The sequence below is a fragment of the Streptomyces sp. cmx-4-9 genome (assembly GCF_046548835.1).
Taxonomy (GTDB): Bacteria; Actinomycetota; Actinomycetes; order Streptomycetales; family Streptomycetaceae; genus Streptomyces.
Map to the genome: position 1 here is coordinate 56,905 of NZ_JAEBEE010000009.1, position 15,589 is coordinate 72,493.

General features: G+C 72.5%; 9 protein-coding genes. 2 read left to right on the top strand and 7 right to left on the bottom strand.

Features of this window, described 5'->3' with window-relative positions:
- Positions 1-52: 52 nt before the first annotated feature.
- The 6 genes from fxsT to ACLJTM_RS26870 form a co-directional block, all read right to left on the bottom strand.
- Positions 53-4,039: an FxSxx-COOH system tetratricopeptide repeat protein gene (fxsT, locus tag ACLJTM_RS26845; RefSeq protein ID WP_411106312.1), complete on the bottom strand. Its 3,987-nt coding sequence runs from the start codon at positions 4,037-4,039 to the stop codon at positions 53-55.
- A complete protein-coding gene (locus ACLJTM_RS26850) occupies positions 4,023-5,426 on the bottom strand; it encodes a TIR-like protein FxsC (protein WP_411106632.1) in 1,404 nt (467 codons plus the stop codon). The genes fxsT and ACLJTM_RS26850 overlap by 17 nt, the downstream gene beginning before the upstream one ends.
- A 43-nt stretch (positions 5,427-5,469) precedes the next feature.
- Entirely contained in the window at positions 5,470-6,252 is a 783-nt protein-coding gene (locus ACLJTM_RS26855) for an aminoglycoside N(3)-acetyltransferase (protein WP_411106313.1), read from the bottom strand.
- A 95-nt stretch (positions 6,253-6,347) separates the two neighbouring features.
- Positions 6,348-8,624 (bottom strand): radical SAM/SPASM protein FxsBH, inactivated beta-hydroxylase extension form, encoded by a 2,277-nt coding sequence (fxsBH, locus tag ACLJTM_RS26860; protein ID WP_411106314.1) that lies wholly within the window; start codon positions 8,622-8,624, stop codon positions 6,348-6,350.
- A 30-nt stretch (positions 8,625-8,654) separates the two neighbouring features.
- Entirely contained in the window at positions 8,655-8,819 is a 165-nt protein-coding gene (fxsA, locus tag ACLJTM_RS26865; protein ID WP_411106315.1) for an FxSxx-COOH cyclophane-containing RiPP peptide, read from the bottom strand.
- Between the two features lie 618 nt (positions 8,820-9,437).
- Complete coding sequence (locus tag ACLJTM_RS26870; protein ID WP_411106316.1) at positions 9,438-10,340, bottom strand: alpha/beta fold hydrolase; 903 nt, start codon at positions 10,338-10,340, stop codon at positions 9,438-9,440.
- Positions 10,341-10,649: 309 nt separating this feature from the next.
- Between ACLJTM_RS26870 and adhE the strand changes: the two genes are divergently transcribed.
- Positions 10,650-13,286 carry a bifunctional acetaldehyde-CoA/alcohol dehydrogenase gene (gene adhE, locus ACLJTM_RS26875; RefSeq protein WP_411106317.1) on the top strand — a complete coding sequence of 879 codons (2,637 nt, stop codon included), beginning with the start codon at positions 10,650-10,652 and terminating at the stop codon, positions 13,284-13,286.
- A 138-nt stretch (positions 13,287-13,424) separates the two neighbouring features.
- On the opposite strand, the gene ACLJTM_RS26880 is transcribed toward adhE, so the two are convergent.
- Complete coding sequence (locus ACLJTM_RS26880; RefSeq protein WP_411106318.1) at positions 13,425-14,045, bottom strand: TetR/AcrR family transcriptional regulator; 621 nt, start codon at positions 14,043-14,045, stop codon at positions 13,425-13,427.
- Between the two features lie 139 nt (positions 14,046-14,184).
- Here ACLJTM_RS26880 and ACLJTM_RS26885 point away from each other — a divergent pair, with 139 nt between their 5' ends.
- Positions 14,185-15,576: a purine-cytosine permease family protein gene (locus ACLJTM_RS26885; protein ID WP_411106319.1), complete on the top strand. Its 1,392-nt coding sequence runs from the start codon at positions 14,185-14,187 to the stop codon at positions 15,574-15,576.
- Positions 15,577-15,589 lie beyond the last annotated feature (13 nt).

Here is a 15,589-nt window from a genome sequence, read left to right on the forward strand (position 1 = left end):
TGGCGGGCGCCGGGACCCCGCGGCTGCGGGGCCCCGGCCGCCCGTCGTGGGATCACACGGCGAGGGGCTCCAGGTCGCGGTGCACCCGCCGCTCGTCGCGGGCGTAGCGGGTCAGACCGTGCTCCTCGCCCAGCAGCCGGGTCAGCTCGTTCACCGACTCGGCCCGCACCCGGGCCGCCTCCTCCTTGCGGCCCATCATGTCCAGGCTGACCGCCATGTTGGACGAGCTGGCCAGGGTCTCGGGATGGTGCGCCCCGAGCGCCTCGCGCAGCCGCCGCACGGACAGCCTCTCCAGCTCCAGCGCGCCCTCCGGATCACCCAGGTCGGCCCGGGCGTTGGCGAGGTTCAGGTGGGCGAAGATGGTGTGCGGGTGGTTGTCGCCCAGCACGTCCCGCATCAGCAGGATCACCTGCCGCAACAGCGGATCGGCCGTGTCGGCCGCTCCCGTGCCCCAGTGGAACACCGCCAGGTTGTTCAGCGCCGCCAGGGTGTACGGGTGCCTCTCGCCCGGCACCTTCATGTACTCGTCCACCACCTCCTGCGCCAGGTCCCGCGCCGCCCCCGGGTCCCCGGTCGCGAACAGGTCCGCGGCCAGGTTCAGTTCACAGGCGAGCAGGTCCGGGTTGACCGAGGTGTACTTGGCCCGGTAGCGGTTGCGGGTGGCCGTCGTCAGCCGCAGCGCGTCCTCCAGCTCACCCGCCCGCCGCAGTGACACCGCCAGGTTCTTCGCCGCCGACAGCGTGCCGGGGAAGGCCCGGCCCAGCTGCCGCTTGTAGATCTCGTAGGTCCGGCTCAGCAGCTGCACGGAGTCCTCGTACCGGCCCACCTCGCGCAGGTCGCGGGCCAGGTTCTGCGCGGAGGACAGGGTGTACGGGTGGTCCGGCCCCAGCACCTCCGTACGCCGGTCGAAGACCTCCTGGTCGATCTCCCGGGCCCGCGCGTACTGGCCGATCATGCGCAGGTTCAGCGCCAGGTTGTTCGCCGCGGCCAGGGTGCGCGGGTGCGCCTCGTGGAAGATCTGCCCGAAGCCCTCGTGCGCGGCCGTCGCCAGTTCCATCGCCTCGCCGTACCGGCCGAGCGCGCCCAGGTCCATGGCCAGGCCGCTGGTGGTCATGTACGTGTGCGGGTGCGAGGGCCCCAGCGCATTGCGCTGCCGCTCCAGCGTGCCCTCGTCCAGCTCCATCGCCTCCACGAACCGGCCCTGCGAGCGCAGGATGTTGGACAGGTGGAAGCGCAGGTACAGGTACTGCAGGTCGTGGTCGCCCAGGGTCTCCTTCCAGACCTCGCGCAGCTCCTCGCCCAGGGCGTAGGCGGCCTTGAAGTCACCGCGCTTCCACAGGTAGCGGACCCGGTCGATCAGCAGCCGGCGCGTCTCCGGCTCCTTGCAGTACCGGGCCTCGGACGGCGTCAGGTGCGGCCAGATCGTGTTGAACCGCGGCCAGGTCTCCGGGTTGTCTATGGGCTCGTCGTCGTCCGGCCGGGCACCCGCCAGGATCCGGTGCACGGCGTGCCGGGCCTGGCTCTGCTCCTCCTCGGACAACTGCGCCCGGATCACCGCCTGGACCAGCCGGTGCACCTGGATGCTGTTGCTGACCTGGTCGACCTTGGCGAGCGCGAACCGGCCGATCTCCCGGATCACCCGGCCCAGCACCAGCTTCTCCTGCAGGGACGAGTCGTACGGCTTCAGCGCGTCGATCATCTCCTTGCTGTAGAGCAGGTTCGCCGAGATCGGCTCGGGAGCGAAGAACGCGCACAGCTGCAGCAGCCGTACGGCGGCCGGGGAACGGGACTGGAGCCGCTCTATGGAGACGTTCCAGGTGGCGGCCACCGGCTCGGGGTAGCCGGGCGGCTGGTTCAGCGCCAGCACCCGCGCCGCCTGCTGGGCCAGCTGCTCGATGTACGCGGACACCGGCGTCGCGGTCTCCGCGATCCAGGCACCCGCCTGCTCCACGGCGAGCGGCAGGTCGCCCACCGCCACGGCCACCTGCTCGGCGTCCTCCTTGCTGAGCCCGGGGGCCCGGCGCTGGAGGTGCTCGATGGACTCCTCCCGCAGGAACACGTCCACCGGCAGCGCGTCCCCGTACTGCGACCAGGACTGGTTGCGGGAGGTCACCAGCACGTGGCCGGGGCCGCCCGGCGGGAAGAACCGCTTGAGGGTCTCCGGGTCGTCGGCGTTGTCGAACACCAGCAGCCACCGCGCGGAGGGGACGCCCCGCCGCAGCAGGTCGATCGCCTCCTGCGAGGCGGCCGACATGTCCTCGCCGGTCTGCGCGCCCAGCCGTACGGCCAGCTCCGCGAGAGCCGCGACCACGTCGTCGGTCTGCTCCGAGGAGATCCACCACACCAGGTCGTAGTCCGCCATGAACCGGTGCACGTACTCCAGCGCCACCTGGGTCTTGCCGACGCCGCCGAGGCCGTACAGCGTCTGCGGCTGCGGCAGCACCACGGCCATGCCGCCGCCGAGCTGGTCGCGCATCCGCTCCAGCACGATGCTGCGCCCGGTGAAACCGGGGTTGCGGGGCGGCGCGTTCCAGATCTTCGGGACGGTCCCGGGGAACCGGGGGCCGGGCTGGGAGGCGCTGTTGACGCTGTCGGGCAGGGCCATCGGCCGCTCCACGGCCCGCAGCAGCGCCGTGGTGGCATGCACCTCGTCGAGGCGGAACAGGTCCACCGGGTTGCGGTCGATGTAGGGCGTCGCCAGCCGCACGTCGCCCACCCGCAGCGGCACCAGCTGGCGCCGGCCGCCGGTCGGGTCCTCGGCCGCGGCCCGGTTCCACACGTCCACGGCCCGCGCCGACTTCAGGTAGGCGCTGGAGAGCAGCACCACGGTCCGGGCGGCGGTGTCGACGCTGATGCCCGCCCCGCCGAGGGTGTCCCCGGCGGCGGTCCCCGGGGCGTGCTCCGCGGAGACGTCCTTGGGGACGACCCGGAAGCCGGCCCGGGTGAGCACCGACTCGATCCAGTCGGCCCACATCCGGTTCTCGGCGACGTAGGAGAGGAACAGGTCGGCGGGCAGTGCCGGGCGGCGCCGGGTGAAGGCGTCCCGGATGCGCAGCCGGACCTCCTCGCCGATCACCGGCATGGAGGTGATCGCGCCCTCGGTGACCACGGTCGTGAGCCGCTCGAAGGCGGACAGCAGGGAGTTGGTGAGCCCGGCCTCGTCGCCGAAGGTCGCCAGGGTCTCCTCGTAGGCGTAGTAGGGCCGGTACGGGATCTCCACGGCGCCCCAGTACGAGGTGAGCTCGTCGCCCACGAGCCCGCTGGGGAACCGGTCGAACTTGATCCGGGCCAGCGCCCGGCCCGCGTCGGCCTTCTCCTTCTCGCCCTCGTCGATCCGCATGGGCACCGGGTAGATCTTGATCCCGCGGTCGTTGAACCGCTCGTCGATCTGCCGGGCCACGGAGGCCGCGCCGTCGATGGACTGGTCGGACAGGGTGAAGCAGTCGACCAGCACGTCGGGCAGGTGCACCGTGCAGATGTCGGCGATGTCGGACAGGCCGGTGCGGCTGTCGATCAGGACGTAGTCGTAGTTCTGCTTCATGTCCGCCCGTAAGGCGTCGAAGAACAGGCCGCCGCCGAGCCGGTCGTAGAAGTTGTCCCAGTCGAAGGTGGAGACGGTCGCGGAGTACTCGCGGTTCTGCCGGCCGGCCGAGACGAAGTCGAGGGTGCCGCCGTCCGGGAACTCCCAGCCGAGGGCCTCCGGGGTGAGGGAGACGGCGTGCGGCTGGATCCGCGCGTACTCCCTGTGCCAGTCGTCCGCCCGCTGCACCGGGCTGGTCGCGGCCCACGCGTACTCGCTGATCAGGTCGATGACCCCGGTGGTGGCCCCCAGGGTGGAGGGGTCCAGGAAGGGGTGGAAGAAGCGGTGCAGGCCCGGGGCCTCCAGGTCCCAGTCCACGGCGAGCACCCGCCGGCCGTTGGCGGCCAGGATCCAGGCGGTGTTGGCCAGCGCCATGGTGCGGCCCGTGCCGCCCTTGTACGAGTAGAAGGTGACGATGCGTCCGTCACCGCTGTCCCGGCTGTCACGACTCGCTGTCATCCGCGTCCCCCCGGTCGGTGTCGTTGCTGCTGTCGCTGGCGGTGCTGTCGTTCCTGTCGGTGTGCGCCCGCTGCGCGTCGGGCGGGAAGGGGGCGGGCGGCGGAGCGGGCGGCCCGCCCATCCCCATCGGCCCCAGCAGCCGGGGCCGTTCGATCTGGGCGTTGCCCGCGGGGAGGTACACCTGTGCGTGCCGGAGGAACTGCTGGGCAGCGGCCTCGACCACCTGCGGCAGGATCTGCCCCAGGGTCTCCATGTTGGCGACCCCGTTGGCGGCGGCCCGGCAGGCGGCCCGGCCCTGGCCCATCTTCACCGGAAGGGTCTCCTCCAGCCGCCGGACCAGTTCGGCCTCCTTCGCCCGGCTCTGATGGTCGTAGCGGTTCCAGGGCACGACCACGTTGATCCAGGGCCGGGACTCCTGGTCGAAGGCGGCCAGGCGCAGGCGGCGCTGCTCGTCCTCCACCGCCCACCGGTCGACGATCAGGATCTCCGGCCGCGTCGGCGGCAGCTTGCTCTCGAAGTGCCCGGCCTCGTCGTCGAAGGAGGCCATCGTCGTGCGGTAGTTGAGCGAGCGGACCAGGTCCTCGGCCACCGCGGCGACGGGCCGCTGCGAGACCGGGTGGTACGGGTTCCACTCCAGCGCGCTGTCCCCGTAGTACTCGGGGCTGCGGCCCTCGGGCAGCTCGTGCCGGGAGGCGGCGGCCACGGTGACGTGGAGGGTGCGGGCCGCGCCGCCCGGTGAGCCGAAGGCGCTCGGCACGACCCGGTAGTCCACCGGCCGGGTGGACTCCAGGCGGACGGACTCGGCGACGCGGACGATGCGCTTGGCGAGTTCGTACACGGCCCGCTCGTACTGCTCGGCGTAGCCGCGCAGTTTGATCAGGCCGTACAGGCCGTCGGTGACGTAGCGCTCGCCGAAGGTGTTGTGGTTGAACTGCAGCCGCTCGGCGGGTCCGGGCAGTTGGGAGGGCGGGACGGGCACCCACAGGGCGGGCACGATGGCCTCCGCGGGTTCGTTGCTGACGGCGCTCTTCTGGATGATGCGCTGGTTGAAGGCGAACCACTCCTTGCCGCACATCTCACTGGCGAAGTAGCGCGGCGAGAACAGCGGGACGAAGACCCGGCAGGTGGCAAGCGCCGCCCCGAGCCGTTCCGACCAGCCCTCGCCGCTGCGTATCTCCCGGTCCATGAACCCCGCGTCGGATCCGGCGGGCAGATCCGTCAGCGCCATGACATGACTGCAGAGGTCGCGGAAGAGGCGCTCGACCCACATGTCGGGGTCGGGCCCCCCGGCCCCGAACCTCGGTGTATGCGCATAACTGAGAAAAAAATACGGCTGCACTGATGCGGGCACACGACCCCCGTCCCGAAGATGCGAGCGAAGAAACATCATTCCGGAGCTGCTCCGCCACATCCCCTCATCGTTCAGTCAATCAGCGTCTGTTTTCGGTCATCCATTCCAGGGCGTGGTCGACCGCGTCCGGGATCGGGAAGAGCATGGCCGCCGCCCCTCCCACCCGCCCCCTGCGCATCCGCTCATCCGGGAACGTCCGGCCGATCTCCGCAAAATCACTGTCGTCCAGTGCGACGTCCTCGTATGCGGTCCACTCTCCCCCCTGACGGCGCCCGCACCGATCCCCCGGATGATCCCCCGGATGGTTCACCTTCACCACACACTCGTACATGCGCAAGGGGGGCTTCGGAATTCGATACTCCGCGAGATGGAAAGCGGTGCAGACCGAGAAACCCACATTGATCATGAGTACCTGGCCTCCCTCCCAGCACAGCTTTCCCAGGGGTGTCTCCTCACCCAGATGGCTTTCCGTCCGGTGACCGGAACAGAGCCGTTCGGCGTCCTGCCCGAGCGCGGCGAAAGAGGTCTGCGGGTGGGCGCTGCGCGCGGCGCCCGGCGCGGTGCGGACCGCCTCGGCGAAGGCCCCCATCCCCTGGCTCGGGGTGCGCGCCGGGTCGAAGGCGGGCATCCGCTCGCGGAAGGCCCGCACCTCGGCCGCGGACAGGCCGGCGATCCGCGCCAGATGGGCGCTGGAGGTGCGCGAGTTCTCGGGGGTGAAGGCGGGGACCACCAGGGTGCCGCGCGGCCCCAGAACGCCCGTCAGGGCCTGGCGCAGCGTCTGGGCCCGCAGCCCGGTCCCGGCAAGGGCGGCGTGCACCAGCAGCCGCATCCCGGGGCGGACCCCCAGCAGGCGCAGGTGCACGGCCAGCGACAGGGCACCCGCGGCGCGCGGACCGCCCGCGGCGGGTACGGCTCCGGGCGGGACGGGCCCGGAGGCTGCCGGGCCGGGCCGGGGGGTCACGCGTCGACCGCCTTCAGTTCCCAGCGCAGCTCCGCCACCAGCCGCTTGCCGGTGCTCGTCAGCTCCGCCGCCCCGGAGAGCCGGTCGAGGGCCTGGTGGATCAGGTCGGACCCGGCCGGCCCGGGGGCCGCCGTGGCCCGCCGGTACGCCTCCACCGCCACCCGCTCGTGGACGTCGGCCAGCAGCCGCGACACCGGGACCGGGTTCTGCCGCCACGGCGAGGGGTGCTCCCACTGCCCGTCGAGGGCGTAGAGGTCGGCCACCTCCGTCAGCGCCTGCAGCCGGGCCCGCCGGCCGCCGGTCAGCAGGGCCAGCGCCGTCTCCGGCACCCCCGCCGCATAGGGCACCCCGAGGGCTCCGGGCCCGTGCCGGCCCGCCTCGCCCCAGCCGCCGGCGCGCGGGCCGCCCGCCAGGGGGGTCAGGGTGGTCAGTCCGGCGGCCGCCACCCGGGCGAAGCCCGGCACCGCCCCGTGCAGCAGGCCCCAGGCGGCGTCCAGCCGGGCCCGCCACTCCCCGGCCTCCCCGGCGCCGAGCCGCAGCCGGGGCGGGCGGGCGAAGCAGTTGCGGTGCGGGTCGAGGTCCTCCAGCGCCACCGGGGCCGCGTCCGGGCCGGGCGACCAGGTCCGTACGGGCTGCCAGCGGGCGTCCCCCGCCGCCGGCCCGAAGCGGTGCTCCGCACGGCCGTCGCGGACCGCGTACCCGTCCCCGGTGGCGCGCAGCGCGGCCCGGCCGTCCGTGCCGGGCTCCCCGAGCCGCAGCAGGCCGAGCGTCGGCAGGTACACCTCGCCGTCCCGGTAGACCACCTCGGCGGGCAGGTCCAGCCCGCCGCGCAGCACGGCCGCGGCGGCCAGCGCGGTCAGCCTGCGGGCGGCGCCCTGCCCCTCGGCGGCGGGGCTGCGCCGGCCCTCCTGCAGGGCGTCCAGGGCGGCCAGGACCCAGGTCCGGGTGAAGGGGTGGTCCAGTACGCGGTCCAGGGCGGCCTCGCCGGCCTCCCCGGCCCGTTCCACCGCCGCCAGCAGCTCCCAGGCCCTGGCCCAGCCCGGCTCCGGGGCGAGGTCCTGGTGGAGCCGGGCCAGCAGGACCCGGGTCAGCTCCTGCTGGCTGCGGGCGAGTACGGCCGGGTCGGCGAGCTCGGGGGCGGTCTCGCGGGGGCCGGTCCGGCCCTCGACCCCGTCCACCAGCTCGCGCAGGTCGGCGCAGTACACGGAGGGGTTGTCGAAGCTCCCGCCGGCGCTGCCGTCGGCCTTGTAGCGGTGCGTGTAGAGCCCGCCCCCGCACGAACGTACGACGGGGCACCGGCGGCACGTGCCGCTGACCCCGGCCAGGCCCAGCTGCCGGGCCCGGACCCCCGGGTGGGCGGCGACCTGGTCGAAGGTGTGGTCGAAGACGTTGAAGCCGGTCGCGGCGGCCCCTTCGAAGGCGCTCTTGAGGGAGTCCACCTGCTCCAGGGTCCCGTCGGTCTCCACCACGACGAGGTCGGTGGGCGCGAGCCCCAGGGACTCGGTCAGGCTCGGGCCGCCGCGCAGGGTGGAGAGCAGGGACTCGAAGAGCCGCACGGGAACGGGCCGCCCCCGGCGCTCCCAGTGGTCGAAGACGCGCAGCAGCCAGCGGGCGTACGCGTCGGGGACGCCGTCGGGCCGGACCGGAGGGGTCTCCCAGGTCGCGTGGGGGAGCAGGAAGTCCACGCGGGGCGGTTCGAGGGCGACCAGCGCGTCGAGTACGGCGACCGGGTCGTTGGCCACGTCCACGGTGCACAGCAGGCCCTGGTAGAGGTGGCGGTAGGGCGCGGAGCGCAGCAGGTCCACGGCGGCCAGGACCAGCGGGTGGCTCGTACGGCCGTCCGCGAAGCGGCGGTGGCGGTCGTTGGCGGCGCGGTCCCCGTCCAGGGAGATGCCGACCCGGACCCCGAACTCGTCGAACAGGTCGAGGTGGCGGGTGCCGAGCTGGAGGCCGTTGGTGTGGATCCGCAGGTCGAGTGCGGCGGTCCCGGCGAGCGCGCGGGTGAACTCCTCGCACACGAGGCGGAGCCGGTCGGTCCCGGCCAGCAGGGGTTCCCCTCCGTGGAAGATCACCGTGACGGAGGGGAGTGCATGGTCACGGGCATGTGCGGCGAGCCGCGACGCGGTCTGGGAGATCACCTCGGGGGAGATCACCTTCGGTCGGGCTCGCCAGCTCTGATCTGCGTGTTCGTAGACGTAGCAATGATCACAAGCAAGATCGCATCTGCTGTGAACTTTCAGGACGATCTCGCGGAAAGCGATCAGGCCGGTCATTTCACACAGTCTAGAGCGGGTACTCCGGTGTCAGAGAGCAGAGTTGAAGATCGGCGCCTGCACCGAACGGCCGGATTCCCTCGGCAGTACGCGGCCGAGCCGGGCGGCCGCGGAGGTGCTGCGGACGTCGATCTGGTCGAGCGGGGTCCGGCGGACCTTGACCGTGCTGGTCGCGGGGGCTGCGGAAGTGTTCACGACACCGTCCTTGAGGGGGCCATGGGGAATGGGCATGTGAATGACAACAAACGGCGCGCTGCTGTCAAGCGTGGACTTTACTCGGCCACACCCCATTGGCAACCGAGACATGACGCCTGGTCAAGCGTTCTAGGGAAAGCGCGGCGCATTTCCCGGGGTGGTGGATTCGGCCGTTTGCCGGACGGCAAGATCCTTTTTACCGAGGGCGGCCCGGCGACGGGCGCCACCGGGCGGTGAGGGCGCGGCCCCCGGTCCGGGCACCCCTCGCTGACCTCGCAGGATGCAGGGGCGCGGCCCTCGGCCCGGCCGCCCCGCCCGGCCGCCCCGCCCGGCCGGGCCGCGGACCCGCCGGGCCGGACGGCCGCGGAGGGCGCGCGGGGCGCGGGCCGCCGGGGCGGCGGAGCGCGTCGGGAAACGCTCAACTGCGGCCAGGAGGGCCCGGGTCGAGAAAGACGGCCTGGTGCGGTGACCGGAAAGGTTCACCGGGTCGCGGGGCCCGGCGCGGCGCCTCGCGGCCTTGTCGGACCACGCCCGTACGTCCGGCACGGGACGTGGCCCTCCGCCGTGCGATGCACCGCACCGGACACCGCGGCCCGGCACACCTTTCCGGTCACCGCACTAGACGGGCTGCTGTTCGGGGAGGTCGGGGGCGGGTAGTTCGCGGAGCAGCCAGTTGAGGACGTCGGGCAGGGCGCGCAGGGCCGCGAAGTGCGCGGCGGCGGGGTCGATGGTGGTGGTGGCGCCCGGGATGCGGCGGGCCAGCCAGCGGGAGTGGCCCACGGGGGAGAACACGTCCAGCTCCCCGTGCCAGATCAGCACCGGGCAGCGGATGTCGGCGGGGTCGAACCCCCAGGGCCGGCTGAAGGCCAGGACGTCGTCGATCCAGCCGTAGGCCGACCGGCGCAGCCCCTCGCTGTAGTTGCGCAGGAGCATCGACCGCAGCCCGGCGTCGGAGACGATCATGCGGTCGTTGTCGGTCAACTCCCGGCGCAGCTCGTCCAGGAGCCGGCCGGGGTCCTTGCGGATGCCCGCCGCACGCGGGATCAGCCGGGCCTCCAGGCCCTCGGGGTCGTCGCTGGCGGCGGTGTACTCCCGTACGTTCGAGGCGGCCATGCCGGCGAACCAGTCCAGGTCCTCCGCGTCCCGGGGGGCCAGCCCCACCATGGCGGCGGTCCGGGTGACCCGGTCGGGGAGCAGGGCGGCGCAGGCCAGGGCGCCCGGCGCGCCGCCGGAGCGGCCGGCGACGGCGAACGCGTCCAGACCCAGGGCGTCCGCGACGGCGGCCACGTCCTGCGCCACGTCGGCGACGCTGCGGCCGGGATGGCGGTCGGATCCGCCGTATCCGGGCCGGTCGTAGGCGATGAGCTGCATCCGGCGCTGGTACAGGACCATGCCCCGGGGGGCGGGGCCCAGACGGCTGCCGGGCATGCCGTGGAGCAGGAAGACCGGTCTGCCGTCGGGGTCGCCCCAGCGCTCCACCATCAGAGTGCGTCCGTCCGCGGCGCGCACCTGACTGCGCACGCGTTCCCTCCCTCACCGTCGGCACGGGTCGTCACGGTGATTGTGCGCGCTGGGGGAGGAGCGCGGTAGGGCGCACTTCGCGCGGAATTCTTGTGAAAGTTTTCACAAGCTCACAGGGGTCTTTGGTCACTGTCTCTCCATGCAGGTCAGAAGGGGTGTGACGGGGGAGTGGCGGCAGGGAGCCGGACCTTCGGCCTGCCCGTAAGGGGCTTTTTCGGCGCCATCGCTTCCGCTTTCGGGTGTCGAATTGAGGCATCAGGAAAACGGGTCGCCGGTTCGGTCCGGGGTCGAAATGAAGGAGTTCCTGCCATGCAGGCCAACGAGATGGTGGACGGACTGGTCCACAGGGCGCTCACGGCGCTCGGCCGCTTCGAGACGTTCACCCAGGAGCAGGTCGACCACATCGTCAACAAGGCCTCGCTGGCGGCCCTGAGCAGGCACGGCGACCTGGCGAGGCGGGCCGTCGAGGAAACCGGCCGGGGCGTCTTCGAGGACAAGGCGGTCAAGAACCTCTTCGCCTGCGAACACGTGGTGAACTCGATGCGCGGGCTGAAGACCGCGGGCGTCATCCGCCGCGACGAACTGAACGGCATCACCGAGCTGGCCGAGCCCGTCGGGGTCGTCTGCGCGATGACCTCCGTCACCAACCCGACCTCCACCACGGTCTTCAAGGCGCTGATCGCCCTGAAGACCCGCAACCCGATCATCTTCGCCTTCCACCCCTCCGCGCAGGACTGCTCCGCCGAGGCCGCCCGCATCGTGCGGGACGCCGCCGTGGCGGCCGGCGCCCCGGAGGACTGCGTGCAGTGGGTGAGTGCCCCCTCCATGGCGGCCACCGGCGCCCTGATGAACCACCCCGGCGTCTCCACCATCCTCGCCACCGGCGGCAATGCCATGGTCAAGGCCGCCTACTCCTGCGGGAAGCCCGCGCTGGGCGTCGGCGCCGGCAATGTCCCGGCGTACGTCCACAAGAGCGCGAAGCTCGGCCGCGCGGTCCACGACATCGTGCTCTCCAAGGCCTTCGACCACGGCATGGTCTGCGCCTCCGAGCAGGCCGTCATCCTCGACGCGGAGATCTACGAGCAGGGCCTGGCGGAGTTCCGGCGGCTCGGCGCCCACGTGGTCACCGCCGCCGAGAAGGCCAAGCTGGAGGAGTTCGTCTTCGGCACGACGGCCCACGCGGCCGACTGCGCCGGAGCCAAGCTCAACGCGGCCGTCGTCGGCCGCTCCCCGCAGTGGATCGCCGAACAGGCCGGCTTCACCGTCCCCGACGGCACCTCCCTCCTCCTCGCCGAGTGCAGCGAGGTCGGCGAGGGCGAGCCGCTCACCCGTGAGAAGCTCTCCCCGGTCCTGGCCGCGCTGAAGGCCACCGACACCGCCCACGGACTCGAACTGGCGGCGGCCATGGTCGAGTTCCACGGGCTGGGCCACAGCGCCGCCATCCACGCCGAGGACGGGCAGCTCGTCGAGGAGTTCGGCCGCAGGGTCAAGGCGGTCCGCGTCATCGCCAACTCCCCGTCCACCTTCGGCGGCATCGGCGACGTCTACAACGCCTTCCTCCCCTCCCTCACCCTCGGCTGCGGCTCCTACGGGCACAACGCGGTCTCCGGCAACGTCACCGCGGTCAACCTGGTCAACATCAAGCGGATCGGACGCCGCAACAACAACATGCAGTGGTTCAAGGTCCCGCCGAAGATCTACTTCGAGCGCAACTCCCTGCGCTACCTCGGCGAGATGGAGGGCATCAACCGCGTCTCGATCGTCACCGACACGACGATGGTCGCCCTCGGCTTCGTGCAGAAGGTCACCGACATCCTCCAGGCCCGCGCCGGCTCCGTGGCCGTCCAGGTCATCGACGGTGTCGAGCCCAACCCGGAGCTGGCCACCGTCCGGGCGGGCGCCGCGCTGATGCGCGAGTTCCGGCCCGACACGGTCATCGGCCTCGGCGGCGGCTCCCCGATGGACGCCGCGAAGATCATGTGGCTGATGTACGAGCGGCCGGAGGTCGAGTTCGCCGACGCCAGGGAGAAGTTCTTCGACGTCCGCAAGCGCGCCTACACCTTCCCCCGGCTCGGCGAGAAGGCCAGGATGGTCGCCGTCCCGACCACCTCCGGCACCGGCTCCGAGGTGACCCCGTTCGCCGTCATCTCCGACCCGGCCGCCGCCCGGAAGTACCCGCTCGCCGACTACGCGCTGACCCCGGACGTGGCCATCGTCGACCCGGTCCTGTCCATGGGGCTGCCGCCCACCGTGACCGCCGACTCCGGGTTCGACGCCCTGACCCACGCCACCGAGGCGTACGTGTCCGCGTACGCCAACGACTACACCGACGGGCTCTGCCTCCAGGCGATCAAGCTGATCTTCGCGAACCTCCGGCGGTGCGTGGTCGACGGCCCCAACGACCCCGAGGCCCGCGAGAAGATGCACAACGCCTCGACGGTGGCGGGCATGGCCTTCGCCAACGCCTTCCTGGGCCTGGTGCACGCCATGGCGCACACCCTGGGCAACACCTTCGGGGTCGCCCACGGCCGCGCCAACGCCATCCTGCTGCCGCACGTGATCCGCTACAACGGCACGGTCTCCCACAAGGCCACCCCCTGGCCCAAGGCCGAGGTCTACCGGGCCCCCGAACGCTTCCAGGAGATCGCCGGGATGCTGGGCCTGCCGGCCGCCACGGCAGCCGAGGGCGTGGAGTCCTATGCCCGGGCCGTGGAGGAGCTGCGCGCCCGGTGCGGCATCCCCGCCTCCTTCGCCGAGGAGGGCGTGGACGAGCGGGCTTTCATCGAAGCCCTGCCGGACCAGGCGATGAACGCCTACGCCGACCAGTGCGCCCCCGCCAACCCGCGGATGCCGATGATCGACGACATGCAGCAGCTGATGCGGCAGGCGTACTACGGCACGGCCGCGGCCGCCCGGGAGCGGGAGGCGCCCGCCGGACAGGAGTGACACCGCCCCCGCGACCGTCCGCCGAGGACGCGGGCAGCCCGTCCGGCCGTCGAGGCCCGGGCGGGCCGACCGCGTCCCCGGTCGCGGCGCCACCGGGCCCCGGCACTACCCGGGCACTACCCGGGCGGGACCCGGGCACTACCCGGGCGGGACCCGGAGCGGGGCCGGGACCAGGGCCGAGGCCGCCGAGTGGGCGCGGACCAGGGCCGTCGAGCGGTCCGCGCCGGGCTGGCCGAGGACCACCCGGGTGCTCAGGCCGTCCAGCAGGGCGAGCAGCTCGGACGCCCGCGCCGGCACGTCCACCGGGGCGAAGCGGCCCTGCTCCACGCCCTTGGCGAGCAGGGCTTCGAGGTCGCGCTGCCAGCCGTCGTCGATCTCCTGCTGGGCGGCGCGCAGGGGTTCGTTGGAGGCCGTACGGGCCCACAGCTCGATCCACAGGGTCCAGCGCGGATCGCGCGGGCCGCGCGGCAGGTACAGCTCGACGAAGAGCGCGAGCTTGCGCGGGGCGGCGACCCGACGGGCCATCAGGGCGCTGCGCTCGGCCGCCAGTTGGTCCTCGCTCCAGCGCAGGGCCTCCAGCAGGAGCCGGTCCTTGCTGCCGAAGTAGTAGAGGATGTGGCCGCCGCTGGTGCCGAGGCGCTCGGCGAGCGCGGACATCGTGAGCGCGGCCAGCCCGTCCTCGGCGATCGCCGCCATGGCCTCCTCCAGCATCCGCTCCTGGGCGATCTGCCCGTCGCGCCGCCGTGCCGCTCCCGCCACCGGTCCGCCTTCCTGATCTTCCTGGCCCGACCTTATCCCGGACAGGGTCTTGACGGCGTCCCGGTCCAGCGCGCATCTTGAATGCCATTCAAGAACTTAGAACGCCATTCAAGGTTCACGGTCAAGGTCAGGGGCCCGCATGGGACAGCAGGAGACAGCCGACGTCGACGAGGTGTTCCGGGTCGAGACCCACGGGATCGACCCCATCCCCGACGCCGAACGCCACGGCAGCGCCAAGGACCTCTTCTGGCTCTGGTTCGGCTCCAACCTCACCTTCACCTACGTGATCAACGGCGCGCTCGCCGTGGCCTTCGGGCTCTCGTTCCTGCAGGCCACCGCCGTGGTCGTGATCAGCGGACTGTCCTTCTTCGCCATCAGCGCCGCCGGGCTCGGCGGCATCCGCACCGGAACCGCCACCCTGGTCATCTCCCGCGCCGCCTTCGGGGTCCGCGGGAACCTCCCGGCCGGCGTCCTGAACTGGGTGGTGAGCATCGGCTACACCATCGTCAACACCGTGGTCGGGACGCTGGCCCTGGAGGTCTTCCTCGCCGAGGCCGGCCTGGGCTCCGGGACCGCGATGCGGGCCCTCGCCCTCACGGTCACCCTCGCCCTGACCTTCGCGGTCGCGATGTGGGGCCACGCCACCGTGCAGTTCGCCGAACGCTGGATGGCCTACGTCCTCGCCGCCGGCTTCGGCGTCCTGCTCGTCTTCCTGCTGCCCGGCGCCGACACCGCGGCCCCCGCCGAGGGGCCCGGGCTGTCCGGCTGGAGCCTCGCCTTCGTCGTCATGCTGGCCGGGCCGTTCTCGTACCTGCCGATGCCCGCCGACTACACCCGCTACCTGCCCCGGACCACCTCCCTGAAGTCGATCACCTGGGCGGGCGCGCTGGGCGGGTTCGCCTCCTCCGTGGCCCTCGGCATCGGCGGGGCCGCCGCCGCCACCCGGACCGACATGACCGACGCCGTCGCCGGGACCGAAGGGCTGCTGCCCGGCTGGTTCCAGCCGCTGTTCCTGGCCCTCGTACTCGGCGGCTCCGTCACCAACTCGATCATCACCCTCTACTCCTCCAGCCTGAACCTCCAGGTCCTCGGCATCCCCTGGAGCCGCTCCCGGGCCCTCGTGATCAGCGCCGCGGTCACCGCCGCGGGCTCGCTCGCCGCCCTGTTCCTCACCGACTTCACCACCTCCCTGCTCTCCTTCCTCTCCCTGCTGATCATCGTGTTCGCCCCCTGGGGCGGGGTCTTCCTCGCCGACATGCTGCTGCGCCGCTGCCGCTACGACGCCGACGCCCTGCACGCCGGGAGCGGGGGCGCCTACTGGTACCGCTCCGGCTACCACCCCGCCGGCATGGCCGCGCTGCTCGCCGGCATGGCCTTCGCCGCCCTGACCTGCGACTCCGCCCTGTGGACCGGGCCGCTGGTGGCCCCCCTCGGCGGAGCCGACCTCACCCTCCTCGGGTCGGTGGTCTCCGGGCTCGCCTACTGGGCCCTGGCCCGGCGGGTGCCCGCGTACACCCCGGCCGCAGCCTGACCACCCCACCCCC